This window comes from Burkholderia cenocepacia (assembly GCF_900446215.1).
Classification (GTDB): Bacteria; Pseudomonadota; Gammaproteobacteria; order Burkholderiales; family Burkholderiaceae; genus Burkholderia; species Burkholderia cenocepacia.
The window spans coordinates 1,217,423-1,232,008 of the sequence record NZ_UAQZ01000001.1 but is presented as its reverse complement, the minus strand read 5'-3'; the positions used below and the strand labels follow the sequence as shown (position 1 = coordinate 1,232,008).

The following is a 14,586-nucleotide window of genomic DNA, read 5'->3' as shown; positions in this document are numbered from 1 at the left end:
AACTCCCGAAGTCGATTGCTGCCGTTGATTCACTGTGTGGCGGGGCTGAGGCTCGCGAGATAGGTCGCCACCGCCGCGCGGTCGTCCGCCGACATCGCCTGCGCGACGCGCTGCATCGTGCCGGTCGCCTCGCGGCGCGAGCCCGTCGCGAATGCGTCGAGCTGCGCGAGCAGATAGTCGTAGCCCTGTCCGGCCAGACGCGGGAATCGCGCCTGCCCGGTCAGCCGTGCGCCGTGGCAGGCCGCGCATGCGCCGCCCGTTACCCACTGCTCGCCTTTCGTGCGCAGTCGTGCATCCGGCTTGAAATAGCGGTTGTCCAGCGGCGCCTGTTTCGCGTAATAGCCGGCCAGACGGGTGATCTCGGCTTCGCTCATCGTCATCGCGAGCGGGCCCATCGTCGGGTTCGCGCGTTGCCCGCCCGCAAACGCACGGAGCTGGGCGGCCACGTATTGCGCCGGCTGGCCGGCGAGACTCGGATACGCCTGGCTGAGCGACGTGCCCTTCACGCCGTGGCAGCCCATGCACACGTCGGTCACGCGCGGCCACGGGCCGCCGTCGGCGTCATCGGCCTGCGCGGCCGTATCGATATGACGCTGCAGGCGATGGAAACCGAGCAGCGTCGGGCCGTAGAGCGCCAGCAACGCGCCGGTCGCCACCGCCGCCGTGAGCAGCAAAACCCGTTTCTTCATCTTCGTAATCCTAAGCATGACGCAGCGCATTGAGTGCCTGAAGCGCGCTTTGGTGACCGGCGCGCACGGCGCCGTCCATGTAGCCGGCCCAGATGTTCGCGGTCTCGGTGCCCGACCAGATCAGGTTGCCGCACGGCGCGCGCAGCGCTTCGCCGTGCGCACTCCAGAAGCCGGGCGGGATCGCCGACACGCACGTGAGCGTCCACGGATCGGCGAGCCCCCAGTCGCGATCGTGGTACGACACCGGCGCACGCGCTTCGTCGCCCCACGCCTGCGCATAGAGATCCATGTGCATCTGCTTCGCGGCCTGCGGGTCCGAAGGCATCAGCGCATTCCGGACGAACGCGTTGATCACGCCGATCTCGCCCCCCGGCGGCGAATTGTCGTACGCCCAGAACACCGGCCCGTCGGTCTGGAAGATGTGGCCGTTCAAGCCCTTGTCGCGCCAGAACGGGCGGCGGTAGACCATCGCCGTCTTGCGCGCCGGCGAGTGGGCGGGCCACGCGCGCTGCAGCGCGACGCGCTTGTCGGGCAGCGGTGGATCGAACCGCACCTGATGGCACAGCGCCGGATGCAGCGCCATCACGACCTTTTTCGCGCGCACCGTGCCGCGATCGGTCTGCAACGTGACGATGTCGCGATCCCAGCCGACGATCCGCCGCACCGGCGACGACAGCCGCACCTTGTCGCCCAGTTGCTGCGCCATCCGGATGCTGAGAAGCTGCGAGCCACCGACGAAACGGGTTTCCTGCGCGCTATGCTTGATCGAGTCGAGCTGCGCGTAATCGCAATCGGCGGAGTTGATCATCGACAGGAAGTGCAGCAGCCCCATCTTCGCCGGCGCGACGCCGCCCGACAGCGAGATCGACGCGTTCCAGCCCATCCGGTCTTCCGCCTTGATGCCCTGCGTCGCGAGCCAGTCGCCGACCGACAACCGGTCGAGTTCGCGGGCCTTCGGCGACGTCCACGGTGCACCGCAAGGCACGTCGCGCGACAACCGGCTCAATTTCGCCGCAACGGCCTCGTCGGTGCCGAACGTACCCTCGAGGTCGATCTCGGCGCGCCCGTCGCCGCCGAGAATCACCGTCTTGCCCGTGTAGTAGCTCGGAAACGTGCCGACTTCCAGCTCACGGGCGAGATCGGCGACCGCCGTCTGGCCCGGGCCGATCCACTGGCCGCCGACTTCGGTCACATAGCCGCCGCCCACGTCGTAGTTCAGCGTGCGGCCGCCCACGCGGTCGCGCGCCTCGAGCACGACGAAGGATTCGCAGCCCGCGTAGCGCAGATCGCGCGCGGCCGTCAGGCCGGCCAGCCCGGCGCCGACGATCGCGACATCGAGCACGTCGCCTTCATGGCCGGCGGCAGGCGCCGCATCGGCCTTCGCCCGCGCGGCGCCGAGTGCGAGACCGCCCGCCGCGACCGACGCCCCCGCGACCTTGAGCCACTGCCTGCGCTGCAGGTCGGCCGACCCGCTGATGGATGACTTCCTGGACATGATCTGTGAATGACGCCTGCAATGGGCGCGAACGGCGGCACGCCCCGATGGCGTGCGGCCCTCGCTCGCGCGGAATCCGACGACGGGATGCGATCTCGTTCCGCCTCACTCGCCCCTCACGGGGGCGCGCGAAGCCGGTTCGCATCCCTGCCTGTACACGCGCCGTACTGCCTTGTACCGATAAGGATTTTCCGGCGCCCTGAATTAGTACATGTTGCAAAAGATAGGTCATAATACATAAAACAGGATTGGAAAAAAAAGACAGGGTATTCCCCTGTCGCATAGCCCATTGCAGCGCTTCTGAAAGGTTGCGGAGAGACCGCGTAGACGATGGCGGCCGGTGCAGTCTCCCCGTCTCCGTTCGGTTGCGCGGGCCGTACGGTAGTATGGCGATTCGATGGAACCCCGCTGAATCCGAACGAGTGGCCATGCCCGAATTTCCTTCATCTCCCGGCGCCGGCCAAGGCGCGCAGGCGCTCGTCCTCATCGCCGAGGACGAACCCGAGATCGCCGAGATCCTGATCGCGTATTTCGCGCGCAACGGCCTGCGCACCGTGCACGCCGCCGACGGCCGCCGCGCGCTCGAACTCCACCTGTCGCTGAAGCCCGACCTCGTGCTGCTCGACGTGCAGATGCCGCACGTCGACGGCTGGAAGGTGCTTGCCGAGATCCGCCATCGCGGCGACACGCCGGTCATCATGCTGACCGCGCTCGACCAGGACATCGACAAGCTGACCGGGCTGCGCATCGGCGCCGACGACTACGTGGTCAAGCCGTTCAACCCGGCCGAAGTCGTCGCGCGCGCCCAGGCCGTGCTGCGCCGTTCGATGGCCGGCGCGCGCCAGGAAGAGCAGCGCGTGCTGCGCGCCGCGCCGTTCGAGATCGATCTCGAGCACCACGAAGCGACGGTCGAAGTCGACGGCGTGCGCCACACGCTCGTGCTGACGCTCACCGAATTCAAGCTGCTCGCGCAGCTCGCGCGCGCGCCGCGCCGCGTGTTCAGCCGCGCCGAGCTGATGGCCACCTGCCTGCCGGAAGGCGACGCGCTGGAGCGCACGGTCGACAGCCACGTCAGCAAGCTGCGCAAGAAACTCGACGATCTCGGCGTCGCGGGCGTGCCGGCCAGCGTGCGCGGCGTCGGCTACAAGCTGTGGAGCGGCGAGTGAGACTCGACGGCCTGAGCCGCCAGATCGCGCTGACGATGGGCGCGATCGCGTTCGGCATCACGGTGCTGATCGTCGTGACGGCCTACGTGTTCTACTACCTGCTGTACCAGTACTCGCCCGAGTACTTCAAGCCGCAGAGCTGGGTCCCGAGCGGGCCCGAGTGGGTGTGGATCATTTCGACCACGCTGGTGGGCCTGCTGATCGCGGTCGTCGTCGCGGTCAACCTGTCGCGCCGCATCCTCGTGCCGTTGAATTCGGTGACGGACAGCATCCGCCGCGTCGCGCGCGGCGATCTCGGCGCACGCGCGGTCGCCGGCGACCGTTCGCTGAAGGAAGCGGCGCTGCTCGCCGACAACTTCAACGCGCTCGCGAGCGAACTGCAGCGTGTGACCGACGAGCAAACCTTCTGGAACGCGGCGATCGCGCACGAGCTGCGCACGCCCGTGACCGTGCTGCGCGGCCGGCTGCAGGGGCTCGCCGAAGGCGTGTTCACGCCGAGCGACGCGCTGTATCGCAGCCTGCTCGCGCAGGTCGAAGGGCTGACGCGGCTGATCGAGGATCTGCGCGTGGTCAGCCTCGCCGATAGCGGCCACCTGAGCATCGAGATCCGCGACACCGACCTCGCCGCCGAGGTACGCGCCGTGGTCGACGCGTTCGCGCACGCGCTGCAGGCCGCCGGCCAGCATCCGGAATTCGATCTCGACCCGCGGCGCATGCGCTGCGACCCGGTCCGGCTCCGCCAGGCGTTGCTCGCGCTGCTGGAAAATGCGCGCCGCCATGCGGTGCCCGGTGCGATCCGGATCCAGACGCGCATCGAGAACGGGATGTGCCGGCTGCGCGTCGAGGACGACGGCCCCGGTATCCCGGCCGAGTTCGCGCCGCACGTGTTCCAGGCGTTCCGGCGCGTCGACGAGACGCAACCCGGCGGCACCGGCCTCGGGCTCGCGGTCGTCGCGGCGATCGCGCATGCGCATCGCGGCGAAGCGCTGTGCGTGCCGACCGGCGCGGGCGGCACGCGGTTCGAGGTGCGGTGGCCCGACGATCTCACGCCGGCGCCCGACAGCGAGCGCTTCCCGGCGTAACGCGCCGCCGCTCCCCCCTTCACGCGCGCGGTTCGCGCCCGACCTGGTCCAGCGGCGGACTGAACCCGAGCACCGTGTATTCCATCACCGATACCGTCCCGGTTCCGGCCGCGCCCTGCACGACCACCGCGCGCACCGCGCCGGCGCGGTCGAATTTCAGCTGCGTGCCGACGGTCGCGTGACGCAGCGCCTCCAGCTCCTCGATCCGCGCGATCGCCAGCTTGCGTACCGCGCCGGACACGTACACGGGCAGGAACACCAGCGCGATGAAGATCGACACCGCGTCCTTCGACACGCTGTCCAGCACCGGCCGGCCCGACATCACGAGCGACAGCGAGGTCGCCGCGACGAAGATCGCGAGCACGGTCGCACCGACGCCGAGCGACGCAAGTCGCTCGGCCGCCTTCTTCATGCGGGCCTTCACGAGCGCGCGGGCGGGCGCGGCCGTCATCAGCCATTCGCGCCGCGCCCCGTGGAATCCGGCGATACCGAGGAACAGCGTCGCGACCGCGCTGACCGCGATGCTGGTGTACAGCGCGCCGGCCATCACGCAGACGAATTCGAGCACGAACACGATCGCGAGCGGGCACAGCAGCAGGCCGAACGAATAGCCGTCGCGGCCGTGCCCGCGGATCCACCACCTCACCGGCGCGAGCTGCCAGAAGCGGCTCTCCGGGCGGAGCGAAAGTTCGTCGTCGTCGGTCAATGCTTCACCTGTGTGTCCGTTGCACCCATGCGCCCGGTGCGGCTGAAACCGGAATGAACACCTGGGGTTATCGATTGATCCCAAAGATTCATTGGACAGTGTCTCCGCCGCCGCGCGATGCTGGGCCGGCCCGTGAACGCAGCGTCATTGCAACGCCGCGCACGAACATGGAGTGAGACAGATGCCCAACGACCACCGTCAACGGCGCCACACACTGTGGCTGCTGTGCGCGCTTTCGTTCATCCTCTACGTCGATCGCGTCAATCTCGCGACCGCCGCCGGCGCGATCAAGGCCGAACTCGGGCTGTCGAATACCGAGCTTGGCGTCGCATTCTCCGCGTTCGCGTATTCGTATGCAATCTGCCAGATCGGCGGCGGCTGGATCGCCGACCGGTTCGGCGCGCGCATCACGCTGATCGGCTGCGGGTTGATCTGGGTGGTCTCCACGTTCACGACCGGGCTCGTGCACAGCCTCACGCTGCTGTTCGCCGCGCGGCTGCTGCTCGGCATCGGCGAAGGCGCGACGCTGCCGGCCCAGGCCCGTGCGATCACGCACTGGTTTCCGCGCGAGCGGCGCGGCGTCGTGCAGGGCTTCACGCATTCGTTCTCGCGGCTCGGCAACGCGGTCACGCCGCCGATCGTCGCCGCGTTGATGACGTGGCTGTCGTGGCGCGCGGCGTTCTTCGTGATCGGCGCGGTCACGCTCGTCTGGCTCGCGTGGTGGATCGTCGGCTTCCGCGAGCATCCGGCGGGCGACGACGACGGCCGCCCGCGCGCCGCGCGCCCGGTCGCACCGTCCGGCCCGACGCCGTGGGGGCCGCTGTTCCGGCGCATGGCGCCGACCATCTTCGTCTACTTCTGCTACGGCTGGACCGCGTGGCTGTTCTTCACGTGGCTGCCGACCTTCTTCCTGAACGGCCAGGGCCTGAACCTGAAATCGACCGCGTTGTTCGCGTCCGGCGTGTTCTTCGCGGGCGTGGTCGGCGACACGCTCGGCGGCTGGCTCTGCGACCGCATCTACCGGAAGACCGGCAACCTCGCGCTGTCGCGGCAGAGCGTGATCGTGACGAGCTTCGTCGGCGCGCTCGCCTGCCTGCTGCCGCTCGCGTTCGTGCACTCGACGGCCGGCGTCGCGCTGTGCCTGTCCGGGTCGTTCCTGTGCCTCGAACTGACGATCGGGCCGATCTGGGCCGTGCCGAGCGACATCGCGCCGAGCCACGCCGGCATCGCGAGCGGGATGATGAACGCCGGTTCCGCGATCTCGGGAATCCTGTCGCCGATCCTGTTCGGCTATCTCGTCGATCGCACCGGCAGCTGGACGGTGCCGTTCATCGGCTCGGTCGCGATGCTGCTGATCGGCATCGTCGCCGCGCTGCGGATTCGCCCGGACCGCGCGCTGTCCGAATCGATGCCGGCGCTCGCCGACGCGCCTGCCGCGCCGTCGGCGCACTGAAGCGGTTCGCTCGGGTTCGCCCTCGGCCGCCTCGCCGGCGTCGCCATCACGCTTCACCGCGCTCCGCGGTGGCGGTGACTCGGCTGGTTCGGCTGGTTCGGCTGGTTCGGCTGGTTCGGCTGGTTCGGCTTGATCGGCTTGATCGGCTTGATCGGCTTGATCGGCTTGATCGGCTTGATCGGTCTCATCGGTCTGATCGGCTGGCGCGGCTGGCTCGGCCGCCTCGGCTGGCAAACCGCGCCATTACGCATCGCCGTCATCCCCCGCGCCGTCCCGGTGAAACAGCGCGAGAAACTGCTGCGCGGGAATGCTCAAAGGCCGGTCGCGCCGCACGAGGCTGCCGTACGACGGCAGCTTCTGTTCGAGCGTGTAATCGATGATCGCGACGAGCCCGTGCGCCGCATTGCGCTGCGCGACCGTCAGCGGAATCACGCCGAGCATCGACGAACGGTCGACGAGGTTCATCGTGGTCAGGATCGAGCCCGTTTCGACGAGCCCGCGCGGCATCGGCTGGTGACGCGAGCGGAATTCGCGCTCCACGACCTCGCGCGCCGGGCTGCCGGTCGGCTGCACGATCCACGCATAGTCGAGCAGCGCGTCGAATTCGACCGGCCCCGCGCCCGCGAGCGGATGGTCGCGGCCCGCGATGATCGCGAGCGCCTCGTCGTCGACCACGCGGAAGTCGCAGTCGGTCCCGACGTGGCGCCCGATCACCACTTCGAGCACGCCTTCGCGAAGCTGCGGCATCAGCCGGTCGCTCGTATCGACCGCGATGTCGATCGCGAGCAGCGGATAACGCGCCTTCAACTGCACCAGCGCCTCGGTCAGCCGCCCCGGCGACGCCGCCATGATGCTGCCGATCGCGAGCCGCCCCGCGCTGCCGAGCTGCAGTTCGCCGAGCTCGCGGTTCAGCGCCTCCATGCTGCCGCGGATGCCGCGGAAATAGCCGAGCACGCGCTCGCCGGCCGGGTTCAGCACGAGCCCGCGCCCGATGCGGTCGAACAGCCGCTGGCCGAGCGCACTCTCCAGTTCGGCCAGCATCTTCGTCGCGGCCGGTTGCGTGAGGCCCATCTGCTCGGCCGCCGCGCGCAGCGTCGAGCATTCGTCCACGGCCAGCAGCAGCGCGATCTGGCGCATGCGCAGCCGGTTCAGCAGTTGCGGGGTCGAGTCTCGTCGGTCGATCGAGCCCATTTTTGATTACTCCAGGTTATCGATTCATCAAGAGTTTTCAATTTACCGACTCATTCCGTCTACCTAGCATCAACCCCATAGACCAACGGCCACGCGCCGCCACCGGAGACACCGCATGCACACCCCCTCGACCGCCGCCACGCAGCCCGTCGTCGCGCTGACGCTCGGCGACCCCGCCGGCATCGGCGCCGAACTGATCGCGAAACTGCTCGCCCGCCCCGACGCGACCGCCCGCGCGAACCTCGTGCTGATCGGCGATCGCTGGCTGTGGGAGGCTGGCCAGCGCGTCGCCGGCGTCACGATCGACGTCGAACCCGTCGCGTCGCTGGCCGCCGTGCGCGGCCGGCCGTCGACCGCGCGCGCCGCGTTCGTCGCGGTCGATACGATCGGCGCCGCGCAGGTCACGGTCGGCCAGGCGGATGCTGCCGGCGGCCGCTCGACGCTGGCCGTGCTCGACCAGTGCCTCGACGCCGCGCTCGCCGGCGACATCGACGCGATCTGCTTCGCGCCGCTCAACAAGTACGCGATGAAGCTCGGCGGGCTGCGCCACGACGACGAGCTGCACCACTTCGCCGAGGCGCTCGGCGTGACCGGCTACTTCTGCGAATTCAACACGCTCGGCGAACTGTGGACCGCGCGGATCTCGTCGCATATCCCGCTGAAGGACGCGGCCGGCTGCCTGAGCATCGAGCGGATCGAACAGGCGTCCGAGCTGATCTACCGGTCGCTGCTCGCGAACGGCGTCGCCGCGCCAAAGGTCGCGATCGCCGCGTTCAACCCGCACGGCGGCGACGGCGGCAGTTGCGGCCGCGAGGAAGTCGACATCATCGAGCCGGCCGTGCGCCGCTTGCAGGCGCGCGACTGGCCGACCGACACGCCGTTCCACGGCCCGTTCCCGGCCGACACGATCTTCCTGAAGGCGCAGGCCGGCGATTACCAGGCGATCGTCACGATGTACCACGACCAGGGGCAGATCGCGATCAAGCTGCTCGGCTTCTCGCGCGGCGTGACCGTGCAGGGCGGGCTGCCCGTGCCGATCACGACGCCCGCGCACGGCACCGCGTACGACATCGCGGGCCGCGGCACGGCCGACGTCGGCGCGACCTGGCAGGCGCTGCAGATCGCGTGCCGGATGGGCGCCGCGCGCCGCACCGCCGCCGTTTCGGCGTGACGCTCGCACGCCTTCTACACACGACAACCCCGATTCTGGAGACACCATCATGAAGATCCGCTCCGTACGCGCTCGCGTATTCCAGTGGAAAGGCAAGACCGTCCCGCCGCAGGGCAACTTCTGTTCGAACGCGATGGACCTGCTGTATGCGCCGCAGGAAACGATGAGCACGTTCCGCTTCCATGCGTGGACGGTCGTCGAAGTCGGAACCGACGACGGCATCGTCGGCCTCGGCAACGTCGCGCTCGCGCCGCAGGTCGCGAAGGCCATCATCGACCAGTACCTCGCGCCGCTCGTGATCGGCCAGGACCCGTGGGACTACGAGTACCTGAACCAGCGGATGTACCGCGCGACCCATGCCTGGGGCCGCAAGGGCATCGGCATGGCGGCGATCTCGGCGGTCGACATCGCGATCTGGGACATCCTCGGCAAGAGCGTCGGCAAGCCGGTCTTCAAGCTGCTCGGCGGCCGCACCAAGGAAAAGATTCCCTGCTACTACTCGAAGCTCTATCGCACCGACCTGAAGGCGATGCAAGAGGAAGCGCAGCAGTACCTGAAGGAAGGCTTCCGCGCGTTCAAGATGCGCTTCGGCTACGGGCCCGCGCACGGGCAGCAGGGCGTGGTCGAGAACCTGAAATCGGTCGCGGCGATCCGCGAGGTGATCGGCTACGACAACGACCTGATGCTCGAGTGCTACATGGGCTGGACCCTCGAATATGCGAAGCGCATCCTGCCGAAGCTCGAGAAATACCAGCCGCGCTGGCTGGAAGAACCGGTGATCGCGGACGACCTCGACGGCTACGCGGAGCTGAACCGGCTGACGCGCATCCCGATCTCCGGCGGCGAGCACGAATTCTCGCTGTACGGCTTCAAGCAGCTGCTCGACCGCAAGGCCGTGTCGGTCGTGCAGTACGACACGAACCGCGTCGGCGGGATCACGATGGCGCACAAGATCAACGCGCTGTGCGAGGCGTACAGCGTGCCGGTGATTCCGCACGCGGGCCAGATGCACAACTACCACCTGACGATGAGCACGCTCGCGTCGCCGATGAGCGAGTACTTCCCGATGTTCGACGTCGAGGTCGGCAACGAGCTGTTCTATTACATCTTCGACGGCGAACCGGTGGCCGAGAACGGCTTCCTGCAACTGCGCGACGACGTGCCGGGCCTCGGCCTCACGCTGAAGACCGAATTCCTCGACCAGTTCGACATCGTCGAGTGAGGGCCGACATGAACGCACGCTACCAGGGCGTCTTTCCCGTCGTGCCGACGATCTTCGACGCGCACGGCGCGCTCGATCTCGACGGCCAGCGCCGCTGCGTCGATTTCATGATCGATGCCGGTTCGCACGGCCTCTGCATCCACGCGAACTACTCCGAGCAGTTCGCGCTCGGCGACGACGAACGCGATCTCATCACGCGCACCACGCTCGAACACGTCGCGGGCCGCGTGCCGGTGATCGTCACGACGTCGCACTTCAGCGCGCGGATCTGTGCGCAGCGCAATCGCGAGGCCCAGGCGCTCGGTGCCGCGATGGTGATGGTCATGCCCCCGTACCACGGCGCGACGTTCCGCGTGCCCGAGGCCCAGGTGCGCGCGTACTTCCGCGACGTCGCCGACGGCCTCGACATTCCGCTGATGATCCAGGACGCGCCGGCGAGCGGCGTCGCGTTGTCCGCCTCGCTGCTCGCGACGCTCGCGCGCGAAATCGACGCCGTGTCGTATTTCAAGATCGAGACGGCCGGCGCCGCGTCGAAGCTGCGCGAGCTGATCGCGCTCGGCGGCGATGCGATCGAGGGGCCGTGGGACGGCGAGGAAGGCATCACGCTGCTCGCCGATCTCGACGCCGGCGCGACCGGCGCGATGACGGGCGGCGGCTATCCGGACGGGATTCGCCGGGTCACCGACGCGTATTTCGCCGGCCGCCGCGACGATGCCTACGACGCGTACGCGCGCTGGCTGCCGCTGATCAACTACGAGAACCGGCAGTCGGGCTTCCTCACCGCGAAGGCGCTGATGAAGGAAGGCGGCGTGATCGCGTGCGACCGGCCGCGTTCGCCGTGGCCCGAGCTGCCTCCGCAGGTACGCGCGGGGTTGCTCGACACGGCGCGGCGGCTCGATCCGCTCGTGCTGCGCTGGGGGCGCTAGCGACCGTTTTTGCACCCGCAACGCGCGTGCGTTGCGCCTCGGCGTGACGGCGGCCCGACAGAAGGCCGCCGCCGCTCATCGGATGGATGGAGACACCATGAACCTGCTGAACCCCGCCACCCCGGCCTACGACGCCGGCGAAGCCATTCCGCGCCGCCGCTGGCTGCGCGTGATTCCGCCGCTGCTGCTCGCGTGCATCATTTCCTACATGGACCGCGTGAACATCGCGTTCGCGATGCCCGGCGGGATGAACGCCGATCTCGGCATGGATGCGACGATGGCCGGCCTCGCCGGCGGCATCTTCTTCTTCGGCTACCTGTTCCTGCAGATTCCCGGCGGCCGGCGCGCGGCGCTCGGCAGCGGCAAGGCCTTCATCGCGTGGTCGCTCGTGAGCTGGGCCGTGCTGTCGGTGCTGACCGGGCTCGTCACGCACACGTGGCAGTTGCTCGCGCTGCGCTTCCTGCTCGGCGTGGCCGAGGGCGGGATGCTGCCGGTCGTGCTGACGATGGTCAGCCACTGGTTTCCCGACCGCGAACGCGGCCGCGCGAATGCGATGGTCATCCTGTTCGTGCCGCTCGCCGGCATGATCACCGCGCCGCTGTCCGGCTTCATCCTCGCCGCATACGACTGGCATCACCTGTTCTTCTGCGCGGGCGCGCTGTCGCTGCTGTGCCTCGTCGTCTGGATGCTGTTCGCCGACGACGGCCCGGAGACCGCGCGCTGGGTGTCGCCGCGCGAGAAGGCGTACATCCTCGACGCGCTGCGCGACGAGCAGGAACGCAAGCGCGCGGCCGGCACGCCGGCGGCCACGTCGTTCGGCGCGCTGCTGCGCCACCCGACGATCTGGCTGCTCATCGCGATCAACTTCTGCTATCAGGCCGGCATCTACGGCTATACGATGTGGTTGCCGACCCTGCTGAAAAATCTCACGCACAGCGGGATGGGCCGGGTCGGCCTGCTCGCGATGGTGCCGTACGTCGCGATGGTGATCGGGATGCTCGTCACGTCGTATTGGTCCGACCGGACCGGCAAGCGGCGCCTGTTCGTGCTGCTGCCGCTCGTCGGATTCGCCGCGTGCCTCGCGCTGTCGGTGCTCACGCATGCATCGATGGCCGTGTCGTTCGCGTTCCTGATCGGCTGCGGCTTCTTCCTGCAGGCGGCGGCCGGCGTGTTCTGGGCGATTCCGCCGAAGCTCTGCAGCGTCGAGGCGGCCGGCAGCGCCCGCGGCCTGATCAACGCGCTCGGCAATCTCGGCGGCTTCTGCGGCCCGTATGCGGTCGGCGTGCTGACGCAGCACGTGAGCGCGGCGGCCGGCGTCTACAGCCTCGCGGCCACGCTCGCGGTAGCCGGGCTGCTCGCGCTGACGCTGCCGAAGCGCTGCGAGGGCTGACGAACCCGCGCGACAGCGAACGACACACCGGAGACCCATCATGAACGACATCCTGCTGCTGGTACAGAAATGCGCCCACACTTTCAGCTTCTACGACCTCGACACGAAAGCGCCGCTCAAGCACATCGTGCTGCCGAACTTCCCGCACGAATTCACCGTCGACGTGAACGACCGCTACGCGTACGTCGGCATCTTCGGAATCGAGACCGCGTGGTCGCGCGGCCATGAAGGCGATCACCGGATCGCCGAGATCGATCTCGTCGAGCGCACGCACACGCGCATGCTCGACCTGTGGCCGTACTACCGGCCGCACGGGATGGCGAGCGATCGCGACGGCCGGCTGTATGCGATGAGCGAAGCGCACGACATGCTGCTCGTATTCGACGAGCCGACCCGCCAGCCCGTGCCGAACATGGCCGTGCCGTCCGGCGGCGTGAAAACGCACCTCGTGACGCTCACGCGCGATGCGAGCCGTGCGTACGGCGTGCACCTGCTGTCGAACACGGTCACGCAGTTTCATCCACGCGACGCGACGGTCGCGCCGCGCGCGGTGATGCCCGGCCCGCGCCCGGAAGGTAACGCGCTGTCGAACGACGAGCGCACGCTGTTCGTCGCGAATCGCGGCGACGACACGCTGGTCGAGATCGACACGGAGACGATGACCTGCGGCCGCCGCGTGAAAACGCGTAGCGACCCGAACCGCATCTACCGGACCAGCGCGACCGGCGGCCGCGACCTGCTGTTGTTGACGAATTCGGGCGAGCGCTCGATCTCGGTGTTCGACGCGCGGCAGCTCGAGGAGATCGAGCGCATCGCGCTGCCCGCCAATCCGACCGCGCTGTCGTTCCATCCGTCGCGGCGCGTCGCGTACGTGTCGTTCCAGGACGACCATGTGCGCGAACTCGACCTCGACGCGTGGCGCTTCGTCGGTGCGCTCGCGACGCTGCGCGAGCCCGATGCGTCGTACGTGCTCGCCGGCGCGCGCTGACATGCGCGACGAAGCGCCGCCCGACGGCATGCCCGATGCGCTCGTCGATGCGCATCACCACCTGTGGCGGCTCGATGCGGGCGCGCACTACCCGTGGCTGCAGGCGCACTACGACCCGGCACGCTTCATGTTCGGCGACTACGCGGCGCTGTGCCGCAACTTCGACGTCGACGATTTCCGGCGCGCGGCGCAATGCGCGCCGCTCGTCGCCAGCGTGCACGTCGAAGCCGAACGCGCGCGCGACGAGGCACTCGCGGAAACGCGCTGGCTGCATGAAGTCGCGGCCGCGCACGCGCTGCCGTCGGCGATCGTCGCGTGGGTCGACCTGCTGGCCGGCGATGCGGACGAACGGCTCGCCGAACAGGCCGCGTGGCCGCACGTGCGCGGCGTGCGGTTCAAGCCGCGCACCGCGGCTGCGCCGGACGCATCGATCGACGAGCCGGGCGCGCTGCGTGATCCGCGCTGGCCGGCCGCGCTCGAACGCCTCGCCGCGCACGGCCTGAGCTGGGATCTGCGCGTGCCGTTCTGGCATCTCGGCGACGCGGCCGCGATGCTGGTCGATGCACCCGACGTCGATGTCGTGCTCGAACACGCGGGGCTGCCGTGGGACCGTTCCGAAGCCGGACTCGCGCGTTGGCGCGGCGGCATGGCGGCGCTCGCCGCGTTGCCGCGCGTGACCGTGAAAATCTCCGAGCTCGGCTTGCGCGATGCGGCGTGGAACGACGCGGACAACGCGCGGATCATCCGCGACACGATCGCGATCTTCGGCTGGCGGCGCTGCCTGTTCGCCAGCAATTTCCCGGTCGCCGGACTGCGCGTGTCCTATCCCGCACTGCTGCGCACGTTCGCCGGCGCGATCGCGCACCTCGACGGCCCCGCGCGCCGCGCGATCTGGCACGACAACGCGCTGCGCGTCTACCGGATCGCGCTCGACGCGCCGCATCGACCGGCGCGCGGGTAACGCCGCGCGCCCGCCGTTCGTCCGCGCCGGGCCGGCCTCGCGCCGCACCCCGACCACCACATTTTGTGCATCGCACGACCGAACCTGAGCAAAAAGTATCGGTTCGCGAATTCTTTTGATGTGGTGATCGCATCGCCCCCGTCACA

At 68.9% G+C, this 14,586-nt stretch carries 14 protein-coding genes; 9 read left to right on the top strand and 5 right to left on the bottom strand.

All coding sequences use genetic code 11. The annotated features are described in order from the left end of the window. Window positions 1-29 precede the first annotated feature (29 nt). Window positions 30-689 (bottom strand): c-type cytochrome, encoded by a 660-nt coding sequence (locus DTA15_RS05740; RefSeq protein ID WP_006493150.1) that lies wholly within the window; start codon window positions 687-689, stop codon window positions 30-32. Between the two features lie 10 nt (window positions 690-699). After that, window positions 700-2,184: a flavin monoamine oxidase family protein gene (locus DTA15_RS05735; protein WP_006493152.1), complete on the bottom strand. Its 1,485-nt coding sequence runs from the start codon at window positions 2,182-2,184 to the stop codon at window positions 700-702. 428 nt (window positions 2,185-2,612) lie between these two features. Between DTA15_RS05735 and DTA15_RS05730 the strand changes: the two genes are divergently transcribed. Both DTA15_RS05730 and DTA15_RS05725 read left to right on the top strand, forming a co-directional pair. Beyond that, window positions 2,613-3,350, top strand: a complete 738-nt coding sequence (locus tag DTA15_RS05730; RefSeq protein WP_006482275.1) for a response regulator — start codon at window positions 2,613-2,615, stop codon at window positions 3,348-3,350. Then, entirely contained in the window at window positions 3,347-4,432 is a 1,086-nt protein-coding gene (locus tag DTA15_RS05725; RefSeq protein ID WP_006482307.1) for an ATP-binding protein, read from the top strand. Before DTA15_RS05730 ends, DTA15_RS05725 begins: the two co-directional genes overlap by 4 nt. Before the next feature lie 19 nt (window positions 4,433-4,451). Here DTA15_RS05725 and DTA15_RS05720 read toward each other — a convergent pair whose 3' ends face one another. Further along, window positions 4,452-5,138: a hypothetical protein gene (locus DTA15_RS05720; protein WP_006482284.1), complete on the bottom strand. Its 687-nt coding sequence runs from the start codon at window positions 5,136-5,138 to the stop codon at window positions 4,452-4,454. A 181-nt stretch (window positions 5,139-5,319) separates the two neighbouring features. On the opposite strand from DTA15_RS05720, the gene DTA15_RS05715 reads away from it, so the two are divergent. Further along, window positions 5,320-6,591, top strand: coding sequence for an MFS transporter (locus DTA15_RS05715; RefSeq protein ID WP_006482292.1), 1,272 nt, complete (start codon window positions 5,320-5,322; stop codon window positions 6,589-6,591). Between the two features lie 53 nt (window positions 6,592-6,644). Here the strand turns inward: DTA15_RS05715 and DTA15_RS38850 are convergent, their stop codons facing one another. Then, window positions 6,645-6,779, bottom strand: a complete 135-nt coding sequence (locus DTA15_RS38850) for a hypothetical protein (RefSeq protein WP_006482348.1) — start codon at window positions 6,777-6,779, stop codon at window positions 6,645-6,647. A 55-nt stretch (window positions 6,780-6,834) separates the two neighbouring features. After that, window positions 6,835-7,782 (bottom strand): LysR family transcriptional regulator, encoded by a 948-nt coding sequence (locus DTA15_RS05710; RefSeq protein WP_006482322.1) that lies wholly within the window; start codon window positions 7,780-7,782, stop codon window positions 6,835-6,837. A 115-nt stretch (window positions 7,783-7,897) separates the two neighbouring features. Between DTA15_RS05710 and DTA15_RS05705 the strand changes: the two genes are divergently transcribed. The 6 genes from DTA15_RS05705 (at window position 7,898) to DTA15_RS05680 (ending at window position 14,440) form a co-directional block, all read left to right on the top strand. Continuing rightward, entirely contained in the window at window positions 7,898-8,953 is a 1,056-nt protein-coding gene (locus tag DTA15_RS05705; protein ID WP_006482293.1) for a 4-hydroxythreonine-4-phosphate dehydrogenase PdxA, read from the top strand. 49 nt (window positions 8,954-9,002) lie between these two features. After that, window positions 9,003-10,175 (top strand): L-rhamnonate dehydratase, encoded by a 1,173-nt coding sequence (locus DTA15_RS05700; RefSeq protein ID WP_006482298.1) that lies wholly within the window; start codon window positions 9,003-9,005, stop codon window positions 10,173-10,175. 8 nt (window positions 10,176-10,183) lie between these two features. After that, the gene (locus tag DTA15_RS05695) at window positions 10,184-11,101 is read left to right on the top strand and encodes a dihydrodipicolinate synthase family protein (RefSeq protein WP_006482274.1); all 918 of its coding nucleotides are present in this window, start codon (window positions 10,184-10,186) and stop codon (window positions 11,099-11,101) included. 97 nt (window positions 11,102-11,198) lie between these two features. Next, window positions 11,199-12,491: an MFS transporter gene (locus tag DTA15_RS05690; protein WP_006493155.1), complete on the top strand. Its 1,293-nt coding sequence runs from the start codon at window positions 11,199-11,201 to the stop codon at window positions 12,489-12,491. A gap of 40 nt (window positions 12,492-12,531) precedes the next feature. Further along, window positions 12,532-13,479, top strand: a complete 948-nt coding sequence (locus tag DTA15_RS05685; RefSeq protein ID WP_006482299.1) for a YncE family protein — start codon at window positions 12,532-12,534, stop codon at window positions 13,477-13,479. A gap of 1 nt (window position 13,480) precedes the next feature. Beyond that, window positions 13,481-14,440, top strand: a complete 960-nt coding sequence (locus tag DTA15_RS05680; RefSeq protein WP_006482317.1) for an amidohydrolase family protein — start codon at window positions 13,481-13,483, stop codon at window positions 14,438-14,440. Window positions 14,441-14,586: the final 146 nt, after the last annotated feature.

What these genes read in the sequence shown, in the direction of transcription:
- DTA15_RS05715 (WP_006482292.1), top strand. Translation starts at nt 5,320, where the DNA reads ATGCCCAACGACCACCGTCAACGGCGCCACACACTGTGGCTGCTGTGC.
- DTA15_RS38850 (WP_006482348.1), bottom strand. Translation starts at nt 6,779, where the DNA reads ATGAGACCGATCAAGCCGATCAAGCCGATCAAGCCGATCAAGCCGATC.
- DTA15_RS05710 (WP_006482322.1), bottom strand. Translation starts at nt 7,782, where the DNA reads ATGGGCTCGATCGACCGACGAGACTCGACCCCGCAACTGCTGAACCGG.
- DTA15_RS05735 (WP_006493152.1), bottom strand. Translation starts at nt 2,184, where the DNA reads ATGTCCAGGAAGTCATCCATCAGCGGGTCGGCCGACCTGCAGCGCAGG.
- DTA15_RS05700 (WP_006482298.1), top strand. Translation starts at nt 9,003, where the DNA reads ATGAAGATCCGCTCCGTACGCGCTCGCGTATTCCAGTGGAAAGGCAAG.
- DTA15_RS05685 (WP_006482299.1), top strand. Translation starts at nt 12,532, where the DNA reads ATGAACGACATCCTGCTGCTGGTACAGAAATGCGCCCACACTTTCAGC.
- DTA15_RS05690 (WP_006493155.1), top strand. Translation starts at nt 11,199, where the DNA reads ATGAACCTGCTGAACCCCGCCACCCCGGCCTACGACGCCGGCGAAGCC.
- DTA15_RS05740 (WP_006493150.1), bottom strand. Translation starts at nt 689, where the DNA reads ATGAAGAAACGGGTTTTGCTGCTCACGGCGGCGGTGGCGACCGGCGCG.
- DTA15_RS05730 (WP_006482275.1), top strand. Translation starts at nt 2,613, where the DNA reads ATGCCCGAATTTCCTTCATCTCCCGGCGCCGGCCAAGGCGCGCAGGCG.
- DTA15_RS05680 (WP_006482317.1), top strand. Translation starts at nt 13,481, where the DNA reads ATGCGCGACGAAGCGCCGCCCGACGGCATGCCCGATGCGCTCGTCGAT.
- DTA15_RS05695 (WP_006482274.1), top strand. Translation starts at nt 10,184, where the DNA reads ATGAACGCACGCTACCAGGGCGTCTTTCCCGTCGTGCCGACGATCTTC.
- DTA15_RS05705 (WP_006482293.1), top strand. Translation starts at nt 7,898, where the DNA reads ATGCACACCCCCTCGACCGCCGCCACGCAGCCCGTCGTCGCGCTGACG.